Source organism: Streptomyces sp. CB02366, from assembly GCF_001905905.1.
GTDB lineage: Bacteria > Actinomycetota > Actinomycetes > Streptomycetales > Streptomycetaceae > Streptomyces.
This window is the reverse complement of the sequence record NZ_LIVT01000013.1, coordinates 39,068-61,239: the sequence shown is the minus strand read 5'-3', so window position 1 is coordinate 61,239 and position 22,172 is coordinate 39,068. Positions and strand designations below refer to the sequence as shown.

The following is a 22,172-nucleotide window of genomic DNA, read 5'->3' as shown; positions in this document are numbered from 1 at the left end:
TTCCGGTTCGCCGGACAGCGGGCAGGGCCGCGTCTCTTCCTGGTCACCTCCAGGAGGAACCACATGAACACCACCACGAAGTACGCGGCGACCGCGCTCGCCGCGGCGCTCGGGGTCACCGTCCTCGCCGGCTGCGGTAGCGACGACGGCTCGGCGGGCTCCGGGGCGTCCAAGGGCAGCGGTTCGAAGACCGTGACCCTGGTCAGCCACGACTCCTTCAACGTTTCGGACGACGTGCTGAAGGCGTTCACGAAGGAGACCGGCTACCGGGTCAAGACCCTCAAGAGCGGCGACGCCGGGGCCGCGCTCAACCAGGAGATCCTCACCAAGGGCTCCCCGCGCGGCGACGTGTTCTTCGGCGTCGACAACACCCTGCTCTCCCGCGCCCTCGACAACGGCCTGTTCACCCCGTACGAGGCCAAGGGCCTGGACCGGGTCGCCGAGGGCACGCAACAGGACGAGAAGCACCGCGTCACCCCCGTCGACACCGGCGACATCTGCGTCAACTACGACAAGAAGTACTTCGCCGACAAGAAGCTCGCGCCGCCGAAGACCTTCGAGGACCTGCTGAAGCCCGCGTACAAGAACCTCCTCGTCACCGAGAACGCCGCCGGCTCCTCGCCCGGTCTCGGCTTCCTCCTCGGCACCATCGCCTCCCAGGGCGAGGACGGCTACGAGGCGTACTGGAAGAAGCTCAAGGCCAACGGCGTCAAGGTCGTCGACGGCTGGGAGCAGGCGTACAACGAGGAGTTCTCCGGCTCCGCCGGCGGCAGGAAGGCCGGAGCCGACCGGCCGCTCGTCGTCTCCTACGCCTCCAGCCCGCCCGTCGAGGTGCTCTACGCCGACCCGCGGCCCGAGGAGGCCCCCACCGGGGTCGCCACCGGCACCTGCTTCCGGCAGACCGAGTACGCCGGGCTGCTGACCGGCGCGAAGAACGAGGCGGGCGGCAAGGCGCTGCTGGACTTCCTGATCAGCGACACCTTCCAGGAGGACATGCCGCTGAACATGTTCGTGAACCCGGTCGTCGAGGACGCCAAGCTGCCGGAGCTGTTCACGGAGTTCGGCGAGCGGATCGAGACGCCGCCCACCGTCGCGCCCGAGAAGATCACCGCCAACCGTGAGCAGTGGATCCAGTCGTGGCAGTCGCTGGTCCTGAAGTAGAGCCGGAAAAGCGGACCGCCCGGCCCGCGCCGCCCGCGCGCGGAGCCGGGCGGCGCGGGGCCGCGCTGCGCCTCGGCCTGATGGCCGTGCCCGTCGCCTTCTTCGCGGTCTTCTTCGCCTATCCCGTGACCGCGATCGTCGGCCGCGGGGTCAAGACGGAGGACGGCTGGCAGTTCGGGCGGATCGGCGAGGTCCTGAGCCGCCCGGACATCCTCGACGTCCTCTGGTTCACCACCTGGCAGGCCCTCGCCTCGACCGCGCTCACCCTCCTGATCGCCCTGCCCGGGGCGTACGTCTTCGCCCGCTTCGCCTTCCCCGGCAAGCAGGTGCTGCGGGCCGTGGTCACCGTGCCGTTCGTGCTGCCGACCGTCGTCGTCGGCACCGCGTTCCTGGCGGTGCTGGGGCGCGGCGGGCTCCTCGACGAGTTGGGGGGCGTCCGCCTCGACACCACGGTGTGGGCGATCCTGCTGGCCCACGTCTTCTTCAACTACGCCGTCGTCGTCCGCACGGTCGGCGGCCTGTGGTCCCAGCTCGATCCGCGCCAGGAGGAGGCCGCCCGGGTGCTGGGGGCCGGACGGTTCGCCGCCTTCCGCCGGGTGACGCTGCCGGCGCTCGCCCCCGCCGTCGCCGCCGCCGCGCTGATGGTCTTCCTCTTCACCTTCACCTCCTTCGGCGTCGTGCAGATCCTCGGCGGACCGGCGTACTCCACGCTGGAGGTGGAGGTCTACCGGCAGACCGCCCAGCTGCTGGACCTGCCGACCGCCGCCGTGCTGACCCTGGTGCAGTTCACCGCGGTCGGCGCGATCCTGGCCGTGCACGCCGTGACCGTGCGCCGCCGGGAACGGGCGCTGAAGCTGGTCGACCCGGCCCGGACCTCCCGCCGGCCGCGCGGCGCCGGGCAGTGGGCGCTGCTCGGCGGCGTCCTGCTCACCGCGCTGCTGCTGATCCTGCTGCCGCTCGGGGTGCTGGTGGAGCGCTCCTTCGGGGGAGCCGGCGGAGCGGACGGTTACGGCCTCGGCTACTACCGGGCCCTCCGGTCCGCCGGGTCCGGCGCCTCCTCCACCTTCCTGGTGCCGCCGCTGGAGGCCGTGGGCAACTCCCTGCGGTACGCGCTCGTCGCGACGCTGATCGCCCTCGTCGTCGGCGGCCTCGCGGCGGCGGCCCTGACCCGGCGGGCCGGACGACTGGTCCGGGGCTTCGACGCGCTGCTGATGCTGCCGCTCGGGGTCTCCGCCGTCACCGTGGGCTTCGGCTTCCTGATCACCCTGGACGAGCCGCCGCTCGACCTGCGGACCTCCTGGATCCTGGTCCCGCTGGCCCAGGCGCTGGTCGGCGTCCCCTTCGTCGTACGGACGATGCTGCCGGTGCTGCGCGCGGTCGACGAGCGGCTGCGGGAGGCCGCCGCCGTGCTGGGAGCCTCTCCGCTGCGGGCCTGGCGGGAGGTCGATCTGCCGCTGGTACGGCGGGCGGTGCTGGTCGCGGCGGGCTTCGCGTTCGCGGTCTCCCTCGGCGAGTTCGGCGCGACGGTCTTCATCGCGCGGCCCGACACCCCCACCCTCCCGGTCGCCGTGGCCCGGCTGCTCGGCCGGTCGGGAGAGCTGAACTACGGGCAGGCGATGGCCTTGAGCACGATCCTCATGCTGGTGTGCGCGGTGTCGCTGCTGCTCCTGGAGCGCATCCGCACCGACCGATCAGGGGAGTTCTGAACGACATGCTGAGTCTGCGGGACGCCACCGTGCGGTTCGGGAAGCGGACGGCGCTGGACGCGGTGGACCTGGAGGTCGCCGACCACCGGATCGTCTGCCTGCTCGGCCCCAGCGGCAGCGGGAAGTCCACCCTGCTCCGGGCCGTCGCCGGGCTCCAGCCGATGGACGGCGGCCGGGTCCTGCTGGACGGCCGGGACCAGGCAGGTGTCCCGGTGCACCGGCGCGGCCTCGGCCTGATGTTCCAGGACCACCAGCTCTTCCCGCACCGGGACGTCGGCGCCAACATCGCCTTCGGGCTGCGGATGCACGGCGCCGGACGGGCCGAGGCCGGGAAGCGGGTCCGGGAACTGCTGGAACTGGTGGGCCTGCCGGGGGCCGAGCGCCGCGCGGTCGCCGCGCTCTCCGGCGGTGAGCAGCAGCGTGTCGCCCTGGCCCGCGCCCTCGCCCCGCGCCCGAAGCTGCTGATGCTGGACGAACCGCTCGGCCAGCTCGACCGGAGCCTGCGCGAACGGATCGTCGTCGAACTGCGCACGCTCTTCCGGGAGCTGGGCACCACCGTGCTGGCCGTCACCCACGACCAGGGCGAGGCGTTCGCGCTCGCCGACCGGGTCGTCGTGATGCGGGACGGCCGGATCGCGCAGGAGGGCAGCCCGCTGGACGTCTGGCAGCGCCCGGCCTCCGCCTTCGTCGCCCGGTTCCTCGGCTTCGACAACGTCACCGGGGCGACGGTGAGCGGACAGGCCGCCGCCACCGCCTGGGGCAAGGTCCCGGTGCCCGAGGGCTCCCCGCAGGGCGAGGCCGATCTGCTGGTCCGGCCCGCCGGGGTCCTGCTCGGCGCTCCGGAGGAGGGCCTGCGCTGCACGGTCGGCGCCCGCACCTTCCGGGGCCACCACGTGACCGTACGGCTGGTACCCGAGAACGCGCCGGTGCTGGAGGCCGAGTGCGCCCTGCGGGACACCCCGGACGAGGGCGCGGTGGTGGGCGTGCGCTTCGACGCGGCGGAGACGGTGGTGCTGGCGGAGGGCGCCGGCTGAGGGGCCCCGGGCGGCCGGGCGGGCGGGCCGCCGCGGTCCCGGCCGGCGCGACACGGGGGCGCGGGGCCGGGCAAGCTGGAGGGGGACACTCCGCCGGACGCGCGTCCGCCCCGGCGGGGACGGCCGAACCGACAAGGACCGTGACCATGACCGGTGGCACCCGCGAGGGCATCGACCTCACCCGCGTCCTGCACGCGCCGCAGCGGCGCGTCTTCGCCGCCTGGACCACGCCGGAGGACTTCGCCGCCTGGTACGGGGGAGAGGCGGAGGTCCCCCTGGACCGGGTCGCGATGGACGTGCGGCCCGGGGGCTCGTGGAGCCTGGTCATCGTGATGCCGGGGGTCGAGATGCCCTTCCACGGGGTCTACCGCGAGGTGAGCGAGCCCGACGGGCTGGTCTTCACGCTGCTGGACCCCTCCGCCCCCGAGGACGCCGGGGGCGAGATCGTCACCGTCACCTTCAGCGACCTCGGCGACGGCACCACCGAGCTGGCCTTCCAGCAGCGCGGCGGCCACCTCACCCCCGAGCAGTACGCGGCGGCCGAGGACGGCTGGGAGGCGTTCTTCGACGCCCTGGCCGCCCGCCTGGCCGCCCGCCCCTGATCCCGCCGGGGGCTCCCGCCGTACCCCCGGGAGCCCCCGGCGGCCGTGCCGCGCCCCGGTAGGCGCGAGGGCCCCCGCGGTCGTCGTTCCCGGGTGCCCCGCGCGTCACCGCGTCAGCGGAAGCGCCGCCAGCCGGGCGACCAGCCAGGTGAGCGGGGCGAACAGCGCCAGCAGCGCGACCGCCCGCAGCACCGTCGCCCGGCGCAGGGCGGCGGCCGGGGCTCCCATGGAGAGCAGCGCCTCGACCGTGCGGGCGCGGGCGTGCTTGGCCTCCAGCGCGGAGGTCAGCAGCGTCGCCGTCGTGCAGCCGATGACCAGCACCGCGCCGAGCGCGGTGAGCGGACCGTAGGGGCGCTCACCGCCCCCGTACAGGGTGGACGCGGCGATCGCCGCGGACACCACGGCGCAGACGACGCCGAGGGGGCGGCCGATCCGGCGGGCCTCGTCCATCAGGACGCGGCCCGCCAGCAGCCGTACGGCCCCGGGGCGCACCGCCTGCAGCGCCCGCCCGCACAGGTGCGTCAGGCTCGGACCGGCCATCGCCAGGCCGACCGCGGTGAGCGTCCACCCGATCAGTACCGCCACCGGGGTGGAGTCGTACCGTCCGGGCAGCGGGAACGCGTTGCCGCCCGTCCCCCGGGAGGCGACCGCCTCGACCGCCAGCCCGACGGCGACCAGGGCCACGCCCCAGGGGAGCCCGGCCGGGGCCGGGGCAGGCTCCGGCAGCTCCTCGGAGCCGAAGGCGTCCCGCGCCGGGTCGGGCCGTGACCGCAGCGCCAGCGCCCCGGCCACCGAGGCGGTCACCGGGACCAGCGCCAGCAGCGTCAGCGCGGCGGCGAGCGGCAGCGGGGCGCCCGCGCCGAGGAAATCCGCCGCGCCGCCGTCGAACGGCATCCCGGTCAGATCGCCGCGCAGGTGCAGGAAGAAGAGCAGGGCCACCACCGAGCCGAGGGTGGTGGAGAGGGCCGTGGAGACCGCGGCCAGCGCCGAGAGCCGGACCGGGCCCATGCCCAGGGCGGAGAGGCCCGGCCGGGGGCGGGTGCTCGGGTCGGCCCGGGCCACCGCCACGGCGAACTGCACGGTGGCGGCCAGCGGTACGAAGCACCACAGCAGCCGCAGCACCGAACCGGGGGACGCGGGGTGGGCCGCGGCGTACCCGAGGGCGCACAGGAGGAGGAACCCGACGCCGGCCGAGGCGGCGGCCACCAGCAGCCGGCGGACCAGGACGAGGGGGTGGGAGCCGCGGGCTAGACGGAGAGCGAGCACGCCGCGCGGCCCTCCGCTTCCGGTTTCGCGGGCAGGGTGACCGTGGCGACGCAGCGGCCGTCCAGCATCGGGACCGCCCGGTCCGCGAGCGCGGCGACCTCCGCGTCGTGCGTGGCCAGCACCAGGGTGATGCCGTGCGAGCGGACCGCTGCGGTCAAGGTGCGCAGCACCTGGGCGCGGTCCGTGCGGTGCAGGGTCGCGGTCGGTTCGTCGGCGAAGACCACCGTCGGCGACCCGCACAGGGCGCGGGCCACCGAGACCCGCTGGCGCTGCGCCTGGAGCAGGGCGTGCGGCCGCTTCTTGGCGAAGGCGGCGATGTCCAGGCGCTCCATCCACTCGGCCGCCGCCTTCCCGGCGGCCCGGTGCGGGACGCCGCGCAGCAGCAGGGGCAGCGCGACGTTCTCCCGGACGGTCAGCTCGGGGACCAGCTGGGGGTCCGCGCCGATCCAGCCGAAGCGCTCGCGGCGCAGCTGCTCGCGGACCCGGGGGGCCATGGTGTGGACGGGCACGCTGTTGAACCAGACCTCGCCCTCCTGGGGGACCAGGCGGCCCGAGAGGCAGTGCAGCAGCGTCGTCTTCCCGCTGCCGCGGGGCCCGGTCACGGCGAGGATCTCGGCGTCCCGGACGCCGAGGGAGACGCCGCCGAGCCCGGGCGATCCGTTGTGGGAGTGGTGCAGGGAACGCGCCCAGATCACGTCGTTGTCCGGCGGGGCCACCATGGCGTACACCTCGGTTCAGGTCAGATTTCCCGTTCCCCCGTACGGGGGAACGAAGACGCGGCCGATCGGTCACTGGGCACCGTAGGGAGTCGGACCGGTGCGGGCGCACGGCGCGCGGCCCGGACACCCCCCTTCTCACTCGAAGGGGTGTATCCGGGCCGCGTGGACCGATGAAATGACCGCTGGGCGGCTATCGGCCGGGGGACCTGGTGGCGGTCAGAGCTTGGCCCACGCCTCCGTGAGGACGTTCCGCAGGATGCCCTCGATCTCGTCGAACGTGGACTGGTCGGAGATCAGCGGCGGGGCGAGCTGGACGACCGGGTCGCCGCGGTCGTCGGCCCGGCAGTACAGGCCGTTCTCGTACAGCGCCTTGGAGAGGAAGCCGTACAGGACGCGCTCGGTCTCCTCGTCGGTGAACGTCTCCTTGGTGGCCTTGTCCTTCACCAGCTCGATGCCGTAGAAGTACCCGTTGCCGCGGACGTCGCCGACGATCGGCAGGTCGTGCAGCTTCTGGAGCGTGGTCAGGAAGGCGTTCTCGTTGTCGAGGACGTGCTGGGTGAGGTTCTCGCGCTCGAAGATGTCGAGGTTGGCGAGGCCCACCGCCGCGGAGACCGGGTGGCCGCCGAAGGTGTAGCCGTGCAGGAAGGTGTTGCCGCCCTGGTAGAACGGCTCGGCGACCCGGTCCGAGACGATGCAGGCGCCGATCGGGGAGTAGCCCGAGGTCATGCCCTTCGCACAGGTGATCATGTCCGGCACATAGCCGAACTTGTCGCAGGCGAAGATCGTGCCGAGCCGGCCGAAGGCGCAGATGACCTCGTCGGAGACGAGCAGCACGTCGTACTGGTCGCAGATCTCGCGGACCCGCTGGAAGTAGCCGGGCGGCGGCGGGAAGCAGCCGCCCGCGTTCTGCACGGGCTCCAGGAAGACGGCCGCGACGGTCTCGGGGCCCTCGAAGAGGATCTCCTGCTCGATCTGGTCGGCGGCCCAGCGGCCGAACGCCTCGGGGTCGTCGCCGAAGAGCGGGGCGCGGTAGATGTTGGTGTTCGGCACCTTGTGCGCACCGGGGACCAGCGGCTCGAAGGGGGCCTTCAGGGCCGGGAGGCCGGTGATGGAGAGCGCGCCCTGCGGGGTGCCGTGGTAGGCGACCGCACGCGAGATGACCTTGTACTTGGTCGGCTTGCCCTGGAGCTTGAAGTACTGCTTGGCCAGCTTCCAGGCGGTCTCGACGGCCTCGCCGCCACCGGTGGTGAAGAAGACCTTGTTGAGGTCGCCCGGGGCGTAGTCGGCGAGCCGCTCGGCCAGCTCGACGGCCTTCGGGTGGGCGTAGGACCACACCGGGAAGAAGGCGAGCTCCTGGGCCTGCTTGTACGCCGTCTCGGCGAGCTCGTGACGACCGTGGCCGGCGTTGACCACGAACAGGCCGGAGAGGCCGTCCAGGTAGCGCTTGCCCTTGTCGTCGAAGATGTACGTTCCCTCGCCGCGCACGATGGTGGGAACGGGTGCGTTCTCGTAGTCCGACATGCGGGTGAAGTGCATCCACAGGTGGTCGTACGCGGTTCGGCTGAGGTCCTTGCTCACGGCTATCGGGTTCCCCACATATAGGTCTGCTTCTTGAGCTTGAGGTAAACAAAGCTCTCGGTGGAGCGCACGCCGGGAAGGGTCCGGATGCGTTTGTTGATCATCTCCAGAAGGTGGTCGTCGTCCTCGCAGACGATCTCCACCATCAGGTCGAAGGAGCCCGCGGTCATCACCACGTACTCGCACTCGGCCATGGCCGACAGGGCTTCGGCCACCGGGTCGAGGTCGCCCTCGACGTTGATGCCGACCATCGCCTGGCGCCGGAACCCCACGGTGAGCGGGTCCGTGACGGCGACGATCTGCATCACGCCCTGGTCGAGCAGCTTCTGGACGCGCTGGCGCACGGCCGCTTCGGAGAGGCCGACGGCCTTGCCGATCGCGGCGTACGGGCGCCGTCCGTCCTCCTGGAGCTGCTCGATGATTGCGAGGGAGACGGCATCGACCGCGTGCGGTGATCCGTTCCCTGTCCTGGAGTCTGCGCTGCGACTGGCCACGCATCCACCATGCACCGCCCTCGTCTGTCTCGCAACCCCAGATCGATGAAATTCGTTGTCTGAGTGCTTGGATCTGACTGAATCCGAAGTTGGCGGCGGTTGGGTATGTCGAAAGCGTCACCGCAGCGATTAAGGTGGACGTCTCACCCATCGGACAGCCGACAGGAGGGGTGGTTGTGACCACCGAGGTGCGCCGTCTGCGCAACTACATCAACGGAGAGTTCCGGGACGCCGCGGACGGGCGGACCATCGATGTGGTCAACCCGGTGACGGAAGAGGTCTACGCGACCTCCCCGCTCTCCGGTCAGGCCGACGTCGATGCCGCCATGGAGGCCGCCGCCGCGGCCTTCCCCGCCTGGCGCGACACCACGCCCGCCGAGCGACAGAAGGCCCTGCTGAAGATCGCGGACGCCTTCGAGGAGCGGGCCGAGGACCTGATCGCCGCCGAGTCGGAGAACACCGGCAAGCCGATCGGGCTGACCCGCAGCGAGGAGATCCCGCCGGCGGTCGACCAGATCCGCTTCTTCGCCGGGGCCGCCCGTCTGCTGGAGGGCCGTTCGGCCGGCGAGTACATGGAGGGCCTGACCTCCATCGTCCGCCGCGAGCCGGTCGGCGTCTGCGCCCAGGTCGCGCCGTGGAACTACCCGCTGATGATGGCCGTGTGGAAGTTCGCCCCGGCCCTCGCCGCGGGCAACACGGTCGTCATCAAGCCGTCCGACACCACCCCGGCGTCGACCGTGCTCATGGCCGAGATCATGGGCCGGATCCTCCCCAAGGGCGTCTTCAACGTCCTGTGCGGCGACCGGGACACCGGCCGCGCCATGGTCGAGCACCCGATCCCGGCGATGGCCTCCATCACCGGTTCGGTACGGGCCGGCATGCAGGTCGCCGAGTCCGCCGCCAAGGACGTCAAGCGCGTCCACCTGGAGCTCGGCGGCAAGGCGCCCGTCGTGGTCTTCGAGGACGCCGACATCGCCAAGACGGTGGCGGGCGTCTCCGAGGCCGGCTTCTTCAACGCGGGCCAGGACTGCACGGCCGCCACCCGCGTGCTGGTCCACGAGTCGATCCACGACGAGTTCGTCACCGCTCTGGCCAAGGCCGCCGCCGACACGAAGACCGGGCAGCCGGACGACGAGGACGTGGCGTACGGCCCGCTCAACAACGCCAACCAGCTGAAGCAGGTCAGCGGCTTCATCGAGCGTCTTCCCGCCCACGCCAAGGTCGAGGCGGGCGGCCACCGGGTCGGCGACAAGGGCTACTTCTACGCCCCGACCGTCGTCTCCGGCCTGAAGCAGGACGACGAGATCATCCAGAACGAGGTCTTCGGCCCCGTCATCACCGTCCAGTCCTTCAGCGACGAGAAGCAGGCCGTCGAGTACGCCAACGGCGTCGAGTACGCGCTCGCCTCCTCGGTCTGGACGCAGAACCACTCCCGCGCCATGCGCATGTCCAAGAACCTCGACTTCGGCTGCGTGTGGATCAACACCCACATCCCGCTGGTCGCCGAGATGCCGCACGGCGGGTTCAAGAAGTCCGGTTACGGCAAGGACCTCTCCGCGTACGGCTTCGAGGACTACACCCGCATCAAGCACGTCATGACGTCCATCGAGGACTGAGCCTCTCGCCGAGGCGGTACGCGGCCCCGGGCTCCGTCCCGGGGCCGTTCCCGTTCCCCTCCGCACGTTCCCCGCTGTACAAGGTGTGCGGAGCGGGCCCGCCCCGCTGGACGCTTGGTCCATTGTCCGCCGAGCCGCCGCCCGGCATCCTGCGCTGGTGCGAGCGATCAGGAAGAACCCCGTGTCCCGCCGTTCCCTCCTGCGCGCCCTCGGGGCGGGGGCGGCCGGCGCCGCCCTGGCCGGCTGCGGCGTGCCCGCGGCCTTCGTCGAGCCGGGGAAACGGGCCGGACGCGACCGCTCCGCCACCGACCGCACGCTCCACTTCGCCAACTGGCCGCTCTACATCGACACCGACGAGGACGACGAGTCGAAACGGCCCACCCTGGACGCCTTCTCGGAGCGGACCGGGATCTCCGTCACGTACACGGAGGAGATCAACGACAACGACGAGTTCTTCGGGAAGATCAGCCCCGCGCTGATGAACCACCAGGAGACCGGCCGGGACCTGGTCGTCATCAGCGACTGGATGGCCGCCCGCTTCGTCCGGCTCGGCTGGGTCCAGGAGATGGACCGCGCGCGGCAGCCCAACGTCGTCAAACACCTCGACCCGCTGCTGCGGACCCCCGCCTTCGACGAGGGGCGGCTCCACAGCGTCCCCTGGCAGTCCGGCATCACCGGCATCGCCTACAACCGGAAGAAGCTCGGCCGCGAGATCCGGTCCACGAACGAACTGTGGGCGGACGACCTGCGCGGCCGGGTCACCCTGCTCTCCGGGCTCGACGAGTCGTTCGCGCTGCTGATGCAGGGCAACGGCGTCGACATCACCCGCTGGACGGCCGACGACTTCCACGAGATCTGCGAGCAGACGGAGGAGCGGGTCCGCTCGAAGCACATCCGCCGCTTCACCGGCAACGACTACATCAAGGACCTCGCCACCGGCGACGTGCTCGCCTGCCAGGCGTACTCCGGCGACGTCATCCAGCTCCAGGCCGACAACCCCGACATCGCGTTCGTCGTCCCCGAGGAGGGCGCCGAACTGTGGGCGGAGTCCCTGATGATCCCCAACCTCGCCCGCCACAAGCGCAACGCGGAACGCCTGGTGGACCACTACTACGACCCCGAGGTCGCCGCCGAACTCGCCGCCTGGGTCAACTACGTCTGCCCCGTGCCCGCCGCCCGGGACGTCCTGGCCTCCGCCAAGGACGAGGAGACGGCCGCACTCGCCGAGGACCCGCTGATCTTCCCCGACGACGCGATGCGGAAACGGCTCGCCATCGCGCGCGACATCACCTCCGAGGAACGGATGGACTTCGCCAAGAAGTGGAACTCCATCGTCGGCCTGTGAAGCCCTGCCGGGGCGGCGTGAAGAGGCGGTGAACGCGGGCGTACGCTGCGGACAGAAGCGAGGGACACGCCCCCGCGCGGCGTGTACGCGGGTGGTGGGTGGTCCTCATCGTCTGTCCGGTGCCGAGCGGGCTCACGGCTTTCCCCCTCGTCACCGGACTCCGCTGGGCCGAGGACCTGCTGAGCGCCTCCGCGTCCCCGGTCCCCGAGCACTTCCCAGGCCTGACGGAGTGGATCACCCGGGTCCGCGAAGGGCTCGACACCGTCGACCGCGAGCGGCCCGCGCAGCCGCGCAGACGGACTGCGCAGCCGTCCCGACGGGCCGCGCAGCCGTGCCGACGGCCCCGGCCGGCGCCTCAGGGCTTCCGGGCCACCACCCCGAACTGGGCCACCTCCGGCTCCCGCGGGTTCGTCCGCCAGCGGGAGCAGGAGACGATCCCCGGCTCCAGGATCTCCAGCCCCTCCAGGAACGAGGCGAACTCCTCCCGGCTGCGCGCGGTGATCGGCGGGGTGGCGTTCTCGTTCCAGAACCGCATCGCCGCCTCGTTGCCCTCGCCGCCCAGCTCCAGCGTCGGGTGGGTCAGCACCAGGTGGCTGCCCGGGGGCACCGCCGCCATCAGCGTCCGCACGATGGACCGCGCCTCGTCCGTGTCCAGCACGAAGTTCAGGATGCCGAGCATCATCACCGCGACGGGCTGCCCCAGGTCCAGGGTGGGCTCGGCGGCCCTCAGGATCTGCTCCGGGCGGTGCGCGTCCGCGTCCACGTACTCGGTCGCGCCCTCTGGCGAACTGGTCAGCAGCGCACGGGCGTGGGCCAGCACGATCGGGTCGTTGTCCACGTACACGACGCGCGCGTGCGGCGCGGTGTGCTGGGCGATCTCATGGGTGTTGTTCACGGTCGGCAGACCCGTGCCGACGTCGAGGAACTGGTCGACGCCCACGTCGCCGGCCAGATGGCGCACCACCCGGCCGAGGAACGCCCGGTCCGCGCGGGCCACTTCGCCGATGCTCGGGTACATCCCGGTCACCTGGTCGCCCACCGCCCGGTCCACCGGGTAGTTGTCCTTGCCGCCCAGCCAGTAGTTCCAGACACGGGCGTTGTGCGCGACGTCGGAACGTATCCGGGCGGCGGCTGTCTGCGGGCGGGGGTCCATGGCGTCTGCTCCTCGATGACGGAGGGCCCCTGCCGCGAGCATGGTGCGGTGGTGGGCCGGTGCGGCCCCCCATCATGCCGGACCGATCAAGGAGCCTCGCGGCCGGGCGAGTTGGCCAGCACCTGGTGGAGCGCGTCGATCCGGTTGGTGGTGATCGAGTCGACGCCCCGGTCGATCAGCCTGCGCATCGTGCGCTTCGTGTCGGCCGTCCACGCGGAGACGAGCAGCCCGTCCCGGTGCGCCCGTTCCGCCAACTCCCGGCTGACCAGGCCGAAGCGGTAGTTCAGCCAGCGCGGCCTGACCGCCGCCAACAGCTCCGGGCGCGGCGGGGCCAGGGTGTTCCAGGTCAGGGCGATCTCGGCGGCCGGGTCGGCGGCGCGCACCCGCAGCATCGCCTCGGCGTTCGCGCAGTAGTACACCCTTTCCTCCGCCCCGCACTCCCCGACCGTCCCCACGATCTTCCTCACCGAGGCGTCCGTGGAGCCGGGCAGGTCCACCATCACCCGGTGCGCCCCGGCCGCCAGGAGCGCCTTGCGAAGGGTGGGCACCCCGCCGCCGGTCAGCTCCTCCAACTCCGCGTGGTCCAGCCGGTCGAGGCGCCGGTCGTGGCCCCACAGCCGCTCCAGCGTCGCGTCGTGCAGCAGCACGGGCACCCCGTCGCGGGTCACCCGTACGTCGATCTCGACCGCGTCCGCTCCCCGTTCGAGGGCGGAACGGATCGAGGGCAGGGTGTTCTCGCGGGCGAGATACGGGTCGCCGCGGTGGGCCACGGCGGTGACGCGGCGGGCGGGGGCGGGGGTGTCGGCCATGGGGCCATTGTCGATCACCGGGTCAGCGACCGGGCGCCCGGAGCCAGTCCGCCGTGTACGTGTCGATCTCCTCGGCCAGCTTCCGCTTGCCCGCCGGGTCGAGGAACGACGCCTCCACGGCGTTCTTCGCCAGCTCCGCGATGCCCCGCTCGTCCAGCTCCAGCAGCCGCGCCGCCACCGCGTACTCGTTGTTGAGGTCGGTGCCGAACATCGGCGGGTCGTCGCTGTTGACCGTCACCAGCACACCTGCCTGGACCATCTCCCGGATCGGGTGCCGCTCGATGTCGGCGACCGCCCGGGTGGCGATGTTCGACGTCGGGCAGACCTCCAGGGCGATACGGTGCTCGGCCAGGTGCTCCAGCAGCTTCGGATCCCGCACGGAGCTGGTGCCGTGGCCGATGCGCTCGGCGCGCAGCGCGGTCAGCGCGTCCCAGACCGTCTGCGGCCCGGTGGTCTCCCCGGCGTGCGGCACCGAGTGCAGGCCCTCGGCGATGGCCCGGTCGAAGTACGGCTTGAACTGCGGGCGGTCCACCCCGATCTCCGGTCCGCCGAGGCCGAAGGAGACCAGCCCCTCGGGCCGGTGCTCCAGCGCGAGCCGGACGGTCTCCTCGGCCGACCGGAGACCGGCCTCGCCCGGGATGTCGAAGCACCAGCGCAGGACGACGCCCAGCTCGGCCTCGGCCGCCCGGCGGGCGTCCTCTATGGCCTCCATGAACCCGGTCTCGGGGATGCCCCGGCGGGTCGAGCTGTACGGGGTCACGGTCAGCTCCGCGTACCGGATGTTCTGCCGTGCCATGTCCCGCGCCACCTCGAAGGTGAGCAGCCGGACGTCCTCGGGGGTGCGGACGAGGTCCACCACCGAGAGGTAGACCTCGATGAAGTGGGCGAAGTCGGTGAAGGTGAAGTAGTCGGCCAGCGCCTCCGGGTCCGTGGGGACCTTGGAGTCAGGGTGGCGGGCGGCCAGCTCCGCGACGATCCGGGGCGAGGCGGACCCGACGTGGTGGACGTGCAATTCGGCCTTGGGCAGTCCGGCGATGAAGGGGTGCGGGTCGGTCATCGGAAATCTCCCGGTTCGGCGTGGTGAGGGCCGGGCGCACCGGCCCCACCGATCATCGCAGGCGGGGTCCGGCGGCGTGAGCCCTGGCCGTAGCATGACGGGACCACGATGGGGGAGGCCCATGTCAGACAACACACAGCAGCCCGGGGGCGGGGCCGCGCCGCGCGATCCGTGGGCGCCGCCGGAGAGCGGGGTGGAGCTGGGCAAGCAGGGCGCGCAGACCCCGCCGCCCGCCGCGCACACACCGCCCGCGGTCCACGACCAGCCGACCGTGACGTCGATGCCGAGCGCGGGCCCCGGGGAGGGCACCGGGCCGATACCCCGGCCCGGACCCGGGACCTTCGGGCCGGCGCCCTCGGACATGCCTCCGCCGCCCATCGGCCCCCACGGGCCCGGCCACGCGGTCCCGCCGTCGGCCGCGCACTACGGCTACCCGGCCCCTCCCGCGCAGCCGTACGGCGGCTACCCGGGCTACGGCGCCTACGGAGTCGGCCCGGCCGGCTGGGGCCCCGCGCCCAACAACGGCCTGGGCACGGCCGCGATGGTGATCGGCATCGTCTCGGTGGTCGGCTTCTGCCTCTACGGGCTCAACATCATTCTCGGCATCCTGGCGCTGATCTTCGGCATCATCGGCCTCGGCCGGGCCAAGCGCGGCGAGGCCACCAACCGGGGGATGGCGCTGGCCGGGGTCATCCTCGGGTCCGTCGGCATCGTCGTCGGCGCGACGATCCTCGGCCTGATCATCTGGGCCGCCACGACCGCGGACAGGGACTCGGACTACGACGACTCCTACGACGACCCGTTCGCGACGTCGCTGGTCGTCGAGGACCGCCGGTAGGGGACGCCCCCTCGACCACCGCCGGCCGGGCAGGGGCGCTCCCCGCCCGACCGGCGGTCGCGGCGCCGCCGCCGGCCGGACGGCGTGCGCCCGCCGGCGCGGCCGCAGGTCCCGGGCCGCCGCGCCCGCCGCGCGCGTACCGATGTCCGGCCCCCGCGCCCGCCGCGTGCGTACCGATCCGGCCGCCGCGCCCGTACCGGCCTCGACGCCGCTCACCCCGCCGCGTCGGCCCGCAGCTTCTCCCGGGCCTCCATCAGCGCGAAGCCCAGCAGATTCAGCCCCCGCCACTCCTGCGGCCGCTCCACCCGCTCGTCGTCCGCCGCGAGCCCGACGCCCCAGATCCGGTCCAGCGGAGACGCCTCCACCAGCACCCGGTCGCCGGTGGACAGCAGATAACCGGCCAGCTCCGGGTCCTGCCCGAACTTGTGGACGCTGCCCGCCACCACCAGGGCGAACCGCTCCCGCGCCCACACGTCCTCGTCGAAGCCGCGCACCAGCCGTCCCGCCTTCTTCGCCGCCGCCGGGCTCTTCGCCGACACCGCCGCCCGCTCCGCCTCCGGATCGCCGAAGATCCGCGCCTTGCCGGCCATCATCCAGTGCTCGGCGCTCGCGTACACGACCCCGTCGACCGTGAACGGCGACGGCCACCACTGGCTCAGACAACCGGCTCCCAGCCGGCCGTCCGGGCGCGGGCGGTGCCCCCAGAACGGCAGATACTTCACCCGCTCGCCCCGCGCCACGTCCGCCAGAAGCCCCTCGATCTGTCCCATGGCAGGTGAGTGTGGCATCCGCCACGGACACTCCGTACGGGGATTTCCGCACCGACACGACACATGGTCGACAGATTCCGTCGCGTAACCAAAAGGCAACAACGGAATCACTTGTTGGCCGTGAACCCCTCTGTCAGGATCGGCACTCAATTCAGGAAGAAGCTACGCCGCCCCCGCCGCAGAGCGGGCATCGCGGCGGAGGAGAGCGTCATGAGCAACGGCTTCCAGGTCCAGGACCGCTTCGCGGACGGAGCGCAGTACATCGGCGGCAGACTGCTCCCCGGCACGTCCGGCGTCCACCACGACATCGTCAACCCCGCCACCGGCGAGAGCGTGCTCCGCTACGAGCTCGCGGGCGCCGACGACGTGGACGCGGCCGTCGCCGCCGCCCGCGCGGCCTTCCCCGGCTGGTCCGGCGCGACACCCGGCGAACGCTCCGACCTCATGCACCGCTTCGCCGCCGTCCTCGCCGAGCAGGCCGACGACTTCGCGTACGCCGAATCCCTCCAGTGCGGCAAGCCGGTCAAGCTCTCCACCGGGTTCGACGTCCCCGGCACCGTCGACAACGCCGCCTTCTTCGCCGGCGCGGCCCGCCACCTGGAGGGCAGGGCCGCCGCCGAGTACGACGGCGACCACACCTCCTACGTACGCCGCGAGGCGATCGGCGTCGTCGGCTCCATCGCCCCCTGGAACTACCCGCTCCAGATGGCCGCCTGGAAGATCCTCCCGGCCGTCGCCGCGGGCAACACCATCGTCCTCAAACCCGCCGAGCTGACGCCGCTGACCTCGCTGATGTTCGCCCAGGCGGCCACCGAGGCCGGCATCCCCGACGGCGTCGTCAACATCGTCACCGGAGCGGGCAAGGAGGCGGGCGAACACCTGGTGGGCCACCCGGACGTGGTGATGACCTCCTTCACCGGCTCCACCGCCGTCGGCAAGCGGGTCGCGGAGATCGCCACCGCCACCGTCAAACGCCTCCACCTGGAGCTGGGCGGCAAGGCCCCCTTCGTGGTCTTCGACGACGCCGACCTGGAGGCCGCCGTGCACGGCGCGGTCGCCGGCTCCCTCATCAACACCGGCCAGGACTGCACCGCCGCCACCCGCGCCTACGTCCAGCGCCCCCTCTACGACGCCTTCGTCCGGGACGTCGCCGCCCTCATGGAGACCGTCCGGCTCGGCGATCCCTTCGACGCCTCCACCGACCTCGGCCCCCTGATCAGCCACGCCCAGCGCGACCGCGTCGCCGCCTTCGTCGAGCGGGCCCGCGGCTACGCCCGGATCGTCACCGGCGGCGAGGCCCCCGGCGGCGACCTCGCGGACGGCGCCTACTACCGGCCGACCCTCATCGCGGACGCCGCCCAGGACAGCGAGGTCGTCCAGGCGGAGATCTTCGGCCCGGTCCTGGTCGTGCTGCCCTTCGACACCGACGACGAGGGCATCGCCCTCGCCAACGACACCCCCTACGGACTGGCCGCCTCCGCCTGGACCCGCGACCTGTACCGCGCGAACCGCGCCACCCGCGAGATCCAGGCGGGGTGCGTCTGGGTGAACGACCACATTCCGATCCTCTCCGAGATGCCGCACGGCGGATACAAGGCCAGCGGCTTCGGCAAGGACATGTCGGCGTACTCCTTCGAGGAGTACACGCAGGTCAAGCACGTCATGTACGACAACACGGCGGTCGCCCGCAAGGACTGGCACCGCACGATCTTCGGGGACCGATAGCAGCTGCCGCACGATCGGGGGACCGCCCGCGGCGGCGGCCCCCGGCGGCCTCCCACCCGAAAGGGCAACAGCGTATGGAGAGTTACGAGACCGAGCGCCTCACTCCCGCCCGACTGGCGGCGATGAGGCGGTCGTTGAGCAACGGCCGGGGCGCCCTCACCCGCCGGTCGCTGCTGCGCGCCTCCGGCATGGGCGCGCTCGCGCTGGGCGGGACAGCCACCCTCGGCGCGTGCGGCATCCCGCCCGCAGGACGCGCCGAGGGCGGCACCGCCTCCGACGACCACTCGGCGAAGGAGAAGGTGGTGAACTTCTCCAACTGGACCGAGTACATGGACGTCTCCGAGGACGAGAAGAGCCGCCCCACCCTGGAGGCGTTCACCAAGCGCACCGGAATCCGCGTCAAGTACACCGAGGACATCAACGACAACGTCGAGTTCTTCGGGAAGGTCAAACCGCAGCTCGCCGCCGGCCAGGACACCGGCCGCGACCTCATCTGCGTCACCGACTGGCTCGCCGCCCGCATGATCCGCCTCGGCTGGGTCCAGAAGCTCGACGCCTCGAACCTCCCGCACGCCTTCGCCAACACCTCGGCCCAGTTCCGCACCCCCGACTGGGACCCGGGACGCGCCTACTCCTACCCCTGGACCGGCATACCGACCGTCATCGCGTACAACGTGAAGGCGACCGGCGGCCGCAAGGTCGACTCCGTCACGCAGCTCCTCGACGACCCCAAGCTCAAGGGCCGTGTCTCCTTCCTCTCCGAGATGCGCGACACCATCGGCATGACCCTGCTCGACCAGGGCAAGGACCCGGGGAAGTTCACCGACGCCGACTTCGACGAGGCGATCGGCCGGCTCCAGAAGGCCGTCGACAAGAAGCAGATCCGCCGCTTCACCGGCAACGACTACACCGCCGACCTCAGCAAGGGCGACATCGCCGCCTGCGTCGCCTGGGCCGGGGACATCATCCAGCTCCAGGCCGACAACCCGGACATCAAGTTCGCGATCCCGGCCGCCGGTTACATCACCTCCAGCGACAACCTCCTGGTCCCCGCCCACGCCCGGCACAAGGCCAACGCCGAGAAGCTCATGGACTACTACTTCGAGCCGCCGGTCGCCGCCCGGCTCGCCGCGTACATCAACTACGTCTGTCCGGTCGACGGCGTACGCGGTGAACTCGCGAAGATCGACCCGGAGATGGCCTCCAACACGCTGATCCTGCCCGACCGGGAGATGGCGGCGAAGTCCCGTTCCTTCCGCTCCCTGAGCACGAAGGAAGAGACGGCGTACGAGGAGAAGTTCGCCAAGCTCATCGGCGCCTGACCCGCCCCCGGCGCGCCCCTCGGCCGGGCCGCCCCCTCCCCGCACCCTCCCCCGAACACACTGGGACCGCGACCCATGACACAGCAGCAGACCGCGGGCGGCGATGTCCGCCTCACCGGGATCAGCAAGACCTACGGCTCCTTCACCGCCGTGCACCCGCTCGACCTGACCGTGCCCCAGGGCTCCTTCTTCGCCCTGCTTGGCGCGTCCGGCTGCGGCAAGACCACCACCCTGCGGATGATCGCCGGCCTGGAGGAGGCCACCACCGGCACGGTCTTCCTCGGCGACCGGGACATCACCGACCTGCCCCCGTACAAACGGCCCGTCAACACCGTCTTCCAGAGCTACGCGCTCTTCCCGCACCTCGACATCACCGAGAACATCGCCTTCGGGCTGCGGCGGCGCGGCATCAAGTCGGTGAAGAAGCAGGTCGAGGACATGCTGGAACTGGTCCAGCTCGGCGACTTCGCCCGCCGCAAGCCGCACCAGCTCTCCGGCGGCCAGCAGCAGCGCGTCGCCGTCGCCCGCGCCCTCATCAACCACCCGCAGGTCCTGCTGCTCGACGAACCCCTCGGCGCCCTCGACCTCAAGCTCCGCCGTCAGATGCAGCTGGAGCTCAAGCGCATCCAGACGGAGGTCGGCATCACCTTCGTCCACGTCACCCACGACCAGGAGGAGGCCATGACCATGGCCGACACCGTCGCGGTGATGAACGGAGGCCGCGTCGAACAGCTCGGCGCGCCCGCCGACCTCTACGAGAACCCGCGCACCACCTTCGTCGCCAACTTCCTCGGCACCTCCAACCTCATCGAGGGCGAGATCCTCTCCACCGGCGAGGAGCTGACGGTGAGCGCGGGCGGCGGGAAGCTCACCCTGCCCCGCGAGCGGTGCTCGGCCCCCACCGCGAGCGGCGGCCGGCTCCTCCTCGGCATCCGGCCCGAGAAGATATCCCTGGCCCACGCGGACGACGCGGACACCGTCGCCCCCGGCCGCAACCGCGTCACTGGCCGCGTCACCGACTCCAGTTTCATCGGCGTCTCGACGCAGTACGTCGTCGAGAGCCCGGCCGGCACGGCCCTCCAGGTGTACGAGCAGAACATCGAGCGCGACACGCGCCTGGTCCCCGGCGCCGAGGTCGTCCTCCACTGGAACCCCGCCCACACCTTCGGACTCGACGCCGCCCAGGACATCGACGCGGGCGCGACCAGCGTGGAGGACGGGGAATGAGCGCCACCGCGGCGCCGCCCGCGCCCTCCGCCGAACCCCAGGAGCCCGTGCTCCGCAAGCCCTCCACCCGCAAGCGGCTCGTCCCCTACTGGCTGCTGCTCCCCGGCATCCTCTGGCTGCTCGTCTTCTTCGCCCTGCCGCTCGTCTACCAGGCGTCCACCTCCGTCCAGACCGGCTCGCTGGAACAGGGCTTCGAGGTCACCTGGCACTTCCAGACGTACGTGGACGCGCTGCGCGAGTACTGGCCGCAGTTCATCCGGTCCCTGCTGTACGCGGGCACCGCCACGGTCCTGTGCCTGCTGCTGGGCTACCCGCTCGCCTACCTCATCGCCTTCAAGGCGGGCCGCTGGCGCAACCTGGTGCTGGTACTGGTCATCGCCCCGTTCTTCACCAGCTTCCTCATCCGCACGCTGGCGTGGAAGACGATCCTGGCCGACGGCGGCGCGGTCGTGGACGTGCTCGACACCCTGCACGTCCTGGACGTCACCGGCTGGCTCGGCTGGACCGAGCCCGGCCGCGTCCTGGCCACCCCGATGGCCGTGGTCTGCGGCCTCACGTACAACTTCCTGCCGTTCATGATCCTGCCGCTCTACACCTCGCTGGAGCGGATCGACGGCCGGCTGCACGAGGCGGCGGGCGACCTCTACGCCACCCCCGCCACCACCTTCCGCAAGGTGACCTTCCCGCTCTCCATGCCCGGCGTCGTCTCCGGCACCCTGCTGACCTTCATCCCGGCCAGCGGCGACTACGTCAACGCCGAACTGCTCGGCTCCACCGACACCAAGATGGTCGGCAGCGTCATCCAGAGCCAGTTCCTGCGGGTGCTGGACTATCCGACGGCCGCCGCGCTCTCGTTCATCCTCATGGCGATCGTCCTGCTGGCGGTCACCGTCTACATCCGCCGCTCCGGGACGGAGGACCTGGTCTGATGCCCGTACTGCGCTGGATACGCCGGAACCTGGTCGTCATCGCGGGTCTGCTGACCCTCGCGTACATGATCCTGCCGAACATCGTCGTGATGGTGTTCTCGTTCAACAAGCCGAAGGGGCGCTTCAACTACGCCTGGCAGCGGTTCTCGCTCGACGCCTGGAAGGACCCGTGCGGCGTCGCCGACCTGTGCGGCTCGCTCTCCCTCTCGCTCCAGATCGCCTTCTGGGCGACGCTCGGGGCGACCGCGCTCGGCACGATGATCGCCTTCGCCCTGGTCCGCTACCGCTTCCGGGCGCGCGGGGCGATCAATTCGCTGATCTTCCTGCCGATGGCGATGCCCGAGGTCGTCATGGCCGCCTCCCTGCTCACCCTCTTCCTGAACATGGGCGCCCAGCTCGGCTTCTGGACCGTGCTGATCGCGCACATCATGTTCTGCCTCAGCTTCGTGGTGACCGCCGTCAAGGCGCGCGTCATGTCGATGGACCCGCGACTGGAGGAAGCCGCCCGCGACCTGTACGCGGGCCCCGTGCAGACCTTCGTACGGGTGACCCTCCCCATCGCCGCGCCGGGCATCGCGGCGGGGGCGCTGCTCGCTTTCGCGCTCTCGTTCGACGATTTCATCATCACGAACTTCAACGCGGGCTCCACCGTCACGTTCCCCATGTTCGTCTGGGGTTCGGCGCAGCGCGGCACGCCCGTGCAGATCAATGTCATCGGCACCGCGATGTTCGTCCTCGCGGTACTGATGGTGCTCGTCGGCCAGCTCATCGCGAGCCGACGCAAGAGCACCGCACGAAACTGAAATTCCCGAAGGAGTTGG

At 71.7% G+C, this 22,172-nt stretch carries 20 protein-coding genes and 1 pseudogene; 13 read left to right on the top strand and 8 right to left on the bottom strand.

All coding sequences use genetic code 11. The features are described from left to right. Positions 1-63: 63 nt before the first annotated feature. The 4 genes from AMK24_RS27020 to AMK24_RS27005 all read left to right on the top strand — a co-directional run bounded on the left by AMK24_RS27020 (position 64) and on the right by AMK24_RS27005 (position 4,503). Positions 64-1,161 carry a thiamine ABC transporter substrate-binding protein gene (locus AMK24_RS27020; RefSeq protein ID WP_073771515.1) on the top strand — a complete coding sequence of 366 codons (1,098 nt, stop codon included), beginning with the start codon at positions 64-66 and terminating at the stop codon, positions 1,159-1,161. 80 nt (positions 1,162-1,241) lie between these two features. Next, positions 1,242-2,867 carry an ABC transporter permease gene (locus AMK24_RS27015; protein ID WP_073771514.1) on the top strand — a complete coding sequence of 542 codons (1,626 nt, stop codon included), beginning with the start codon at positions 1,242-1,244 and terminating at the stop codon, positions 2,865-2,867. 5 nt (positions 2,868-2,872) lie between these two features. Further along, positions 2,873-3,901, top strand: coding sequence for an ABC transporter ATP-binding protein (locus tag AMK24_RS27010; protein ID WP_073771513.1), 1,029 nt, complete (start codon positions 2,873-2,875; stop codon positions 3,899-3,901). Positions 3,902-4,047: 146 nt separating this feature from the next. Beyond that, positions 4,048-4,503 (top strand): SRPBCC family protein, encoded by a 456-nt coding sequence (locus AMK24_RS27005; RefSeq protein WP_073771512.1) that lies wholly within the window; start codon positions 4,048-4,050, stop codon positions 4,501-4,503. A 105-nt stretch (positions 4,504-4,608) separates the two neighbouring features. On the opposite strand, the gene AMK24_RS27000 is transcribed toward AMK24_RS27005, so the two are convergent. The 4 genes from AMK24_RS27000 to AMK24_RS26985 all read right to left on the bottom strand — a co-directional run bounded on the left by AMK24_RS27000 (position 4,609) and on the right by AMK24_RS26985 (position 8,560). After that, complete coding sequence (locus tag AMK24_RS27000; RefSeq protein WP_073771511.1) at positions 4,609-5,769, bottom strand: hypothetical protein; 1,161 nt, start codon at positions 5,767-5,769, stop codon at positions 4,609-4,611. After that, on the bottom strand, positions 5,751-6,488 hold the full coding sequence (locus tag AMK24_RS26995) for an ABC transporter ATP-binding protein (RefSeq protein WP_073771510.1): 738 nt from the start codon (positions 6,486-6,488) through the stop codon (positions 5,751-5,753). Before AMK24_RS26995 ends, AMK24_RS27000 begins: the two co-directional genes overlap by 19 nt. A 216-nt stretch (positions 6,489-6,704) precedes the next feature. Beyond that, complete coding sequence (locus AMK24_RS26990; RefSeq protein WP_073771509.1) at positions 6,705-8,084, bottom strand: aspartate aminotransferase family protein; 1,380 nt, start codon at positions 8,082-8,084, stop codon at positions 6,705-6,707. Then, the gene (locus tag AMK24_RS26985) at positions 8,069-8,560 is read right to left on the bottom strand and encodes an Lrp/AsnC family transcriptional regulator (RefSeq protein WP_073771508.1); all 492 of its coding nucleotides are present in this window, start codon (positions 8,558-8,560) and stop codon (positions 8,069-8,071) included. The genes AMK24_RS26990 and AMK24_RS26985 overlap by 16 nt, the downstream gene beginning before the upstream one ends. Before the next feature lie 176 nt (positions 8,561-8,736). Here AMK24_RS26985 and AMK24_RS26980 point away from each other — a divergent pair, with 176 nt between their 5' ends. The 3 genes and pseudogenes from AMK24_RS26980 to AMK24_RS34935 form a co-directional block, all read left to right on the top strand. Then, complete coding sequence (locus tag AMK24_RS26980) at positions 8,737-10,176, top strand: gamma-aminobutyraldehyde dehydrogenase (RefSeq protein WP_073771507.1); 1,440 nt, start codon at positions 8,737-8,739, stop codon at positions 10,174-10,176. Between the two features lie 181 nt (positions 10,177-10,357). After that, complete coding sequence (locus AMK24_RS26975) at positions 10,358-11,521, top strand: polyamine ABC transporter substrate-binding protein (RefSeq protein WP_073771506.1); 1,164 nt, start codon at positions 10,358-10,360, stop codon at positions 11,519-11,521. Positions 11,522-11,619: 98 nt separating this feature from the next. Beyond that, positions 11,620-11,802: pseudogene (locus tag AMK24_RS34935) on the top strand (hypothetical protein); the annotation flags it as partial. Positions 11,803-11,876: 74 nt separating this feature from the next. On the opposite strand, the gene AMK24_RS26970 reads toward AMK24_RS34935, so the two are convergent. The 3 genes from AMK24_RS26970 to AMK24_RS26960 form a co-directional block, all read right to left on the bottom strand. Then, complete coding sequence (locus AMK24_RS26970) at positions 11,877-12,674, bottom strand: SAM-dependent methyltransferase (RefSeq protein ID WP_073771505.1); 798 nt, start codon at positions 12,672-12,674, stop codon at positions 11,877-11,879. An 86-nt stretch (positions 12,675-12,760) separates the two neighbouring features. Continuing rightward, the gene (locus AMK24_RS26965; protein ID WP_073771504.1) at positions 12,761-13,483 is read right to left on the bottom strand and encodes a glycerophosphodiester phosphodiesterase; all 723 of its coding nucleotides are present in this window, start codon (positions 13,481-13,483) and stop codon (positions 12,761-12,763) included. Between the two features lie 22 nt (positions 13,484-13,505). Beyond that, the gene (locus AMK24_RS26960) at positions 13,506-14,540 is read right to left on the bottom strand and encodes an adenosine deaminase (protein WP_073771503.1); all 1,035 of its coding nucleotides are present in this window, start codon (positions 14,538-14,540) and stop codon (positions 13,506-13,508) included. Positions 14,541-14,661: 121 nt separating this feature from the next. Here AMK24_RS26960 and AMK24_RS26955 point away from each other — a divergent pair, with 121 nt between their 5' ends. Then, positions 14,662-15,378: a DUF4190 domain-containing protein gene (locus tag AMK24_RS26955; protein ID WP_079190649.1), complete on the top strand. Its 717-nt coding sequence runs from the start codon at positions 14,662-14,664 to the stop codon at positions 15,376-15,378. Between the two features lie 212 nt (positions 15,379-15,590). Here AMK24_RS26955 and AMK24_RS26950 read toward each other — a convergent pair whose 3' ends face one another. Beyond that, positions 15,591-16,148 (bottom strand): NADAR family protein, encoded by a 558-nt coding sequence (locus AMK24_RS26950; protein WP_073771501.1) that lies wholly within the window; start codon positions 16,146-16,148, stop codon positions 15,591-15,593. A gap of 210 nt (positions 16,149-16,358) precedes the next feature. On the opposite strand from AMK24_RS26950, the gene AMK24_RS26945 reads away from it, so the two are divergent. The 5 genes from AMK24_RS26945 to AMK24_RS26925 all read left to right on the top strand — a co-directional run bounded on the left by AMK24_RS26945 (position 16,359) and on the right by AMK24_RS26925 (position 22,154). Next, positions 16,359-17,873, top strand: coding sequence for a gamma-aminobutyraldehyde dehydrogenase (locus tag AMK24_RS26945; RefSeq protein WP_073771500.1), 1,515 nt, complete (start codon positions 16,359-16,361; stop codon positions 17,871-17,873). Between the two features lie 74 nt (positions 17,874-17,947). Beyond that, positions 17,948-19,195, top strand: a complete 1,248-nt coding sequence (locus tag AMK24_RS26940) for an ABC transporter substrate-binding protein (protein WP_073771499.1) — start codon at positions 17,948-17,950, stop codon at positions 19,193-19,195. A gap of 75 nt (positions 19,196-19,270) precedes the next feature. Continuing rightward, on the top strand, positions 19,271-20,422 hold the full coding sequence (locus tag AMK24_RS26935; RefSeq protein WP_073771498.1) for an ABC transporter ATP-binding protein: 1,152 nt from the start codon (positions 19,271-19,273) through the stop codon (positions 20,420-20,422). Beyond that, complete coding sequence (locus tag AMK24_RS26930; RefSeq protein WP_073771497.1) at positions 20,419-21,351, top strand: ABC transporter permease; 933 nt, start codon at positions 20,419-20,421, stop codon at positions 21,349-21,351. Before AMK24_RS26935 ends, AMK24_RS26930 begins: the two co-directional genes overlap by 4 nt. Beyond that, positions 21,351-22,154 carry an ABC transporter permease gene (locus tag AMK24_RS26925; RefSeq protein WP_073771496.1) on the top strand — a complete coding sequence of 268 codons (804 nt, stop codon included), beginning with the start codon at positions 21,351-21,353 and terminating at the stop codon, positions 22,152-22,154. Before AMK24_RS26930 ends, AMK24_RS26925 begins: the two co-directional genes overlap by 1 nt. Positions 22,155-22,172: the final 18 nt, after the last annotated feature.

Coding starts and splice junctions, on each gene's coding strand:
- AMK24_RS26930 (WP_073771497.1), top strand. CDS start 20,419: ATGAGCGCCACCGCGGCGCCGCCCGCGCCCTCCGCCGAACCCCAGGAG.
- AMK24_RS26955 (WP_079190649.1), top strand. CDS start 14,662: ATGTCAGACAACACACAGCAGCCCGGGGGCGGGGCCGCGCCGCGCGAT.
- AMK24_RS27010 (WP_073771513.1), top strand. CDS start 2,873: ATGCTGAGTCTGCGGGACGCCACCGTGCGGTTCGGGAAGCGGACGGCG.
- AMK24_RS26940 (WP_073771499.1), top strand. CDS start 17,948: ATGGAGAGTTACGAGACCGAGCGCCTCACTCCCGCCCGACTGGCGGCG.
- AMK24_RS26950 (WP_073771501.1), bottom strand. CDS start 16,148: ATGGGACAGATCGAGGGGCTTCTGGCGGACGTGGCGCGGGGCGAGCGG.
- AMK24_RS26935 (WP_073771498.1), top strand. CDS start 19,271: ATGACACAGCAGCAGACCGCGGGCGGCGATGTCCGCCTCACCGGGATC.
- AMK24_RS26995 (WP_073771510.1), bottom strand. CDS start 6,488: ATGGTGGCCCCGCCGGACAACGACGTGATCTGGGCGCGTTCCCTGCAC.
- AMK24_RS26970 (WP_073771505.1), bottom strand. CDS start 12,674: ATGGACCCCCGCCCGCAGACAGCCGCCGCCCGGATACGTTCCGACGTC.
- AMK24_RS26960 (WP_073771503.1), bottom strand. CDS start 14,540: ATGACCGACCCGCACCCCTTCATCGCCGGACTGCCCAAGGCCGAATTG.
- AMK24_RS26925 (WP_073771496.1), top strand. CDS start 21,351: ATGCCCGTACTGCGCTGGATACGCCGGAACCTGGTCGTCATCGCGGGT.
- AMK24_RS27005 (WP_073771512.1), top strand. CDS start 4,048: ATGACCGGTGGCACCCGCGAGGGCATCGACCTCACCCGCGTCCTGCAC.
- AMK24_RS27015 (WP_073771514.1), top strand. CDS start 1,242: ATGGCCGTGCCCGTCGCCTTCTTCGCGGTCTTCTTCGCCTATCCCGTG.
- AMK24_RS27020 (WP_073771515.1), top strand. CDS start 64: ATGAACACCACCACGAAGTACGCGGCGACCGCGCTCGCCGCGGCGCTC.
- AMK24_RS26965 (WP_073771504.1), bottom strand. CDS start 13,483: ATGGCCGACACCCCCGCCCCCGCCCGCCGCGTCACCGCCGTGGCCCAC.
- AMK24_RS26945 (WP_073771500.1), top strand. CDS start 16,359: ATGAGCAACGGCTTCCAGGTCCAGGACCGCTTCGCGGACGGAGCGCAG.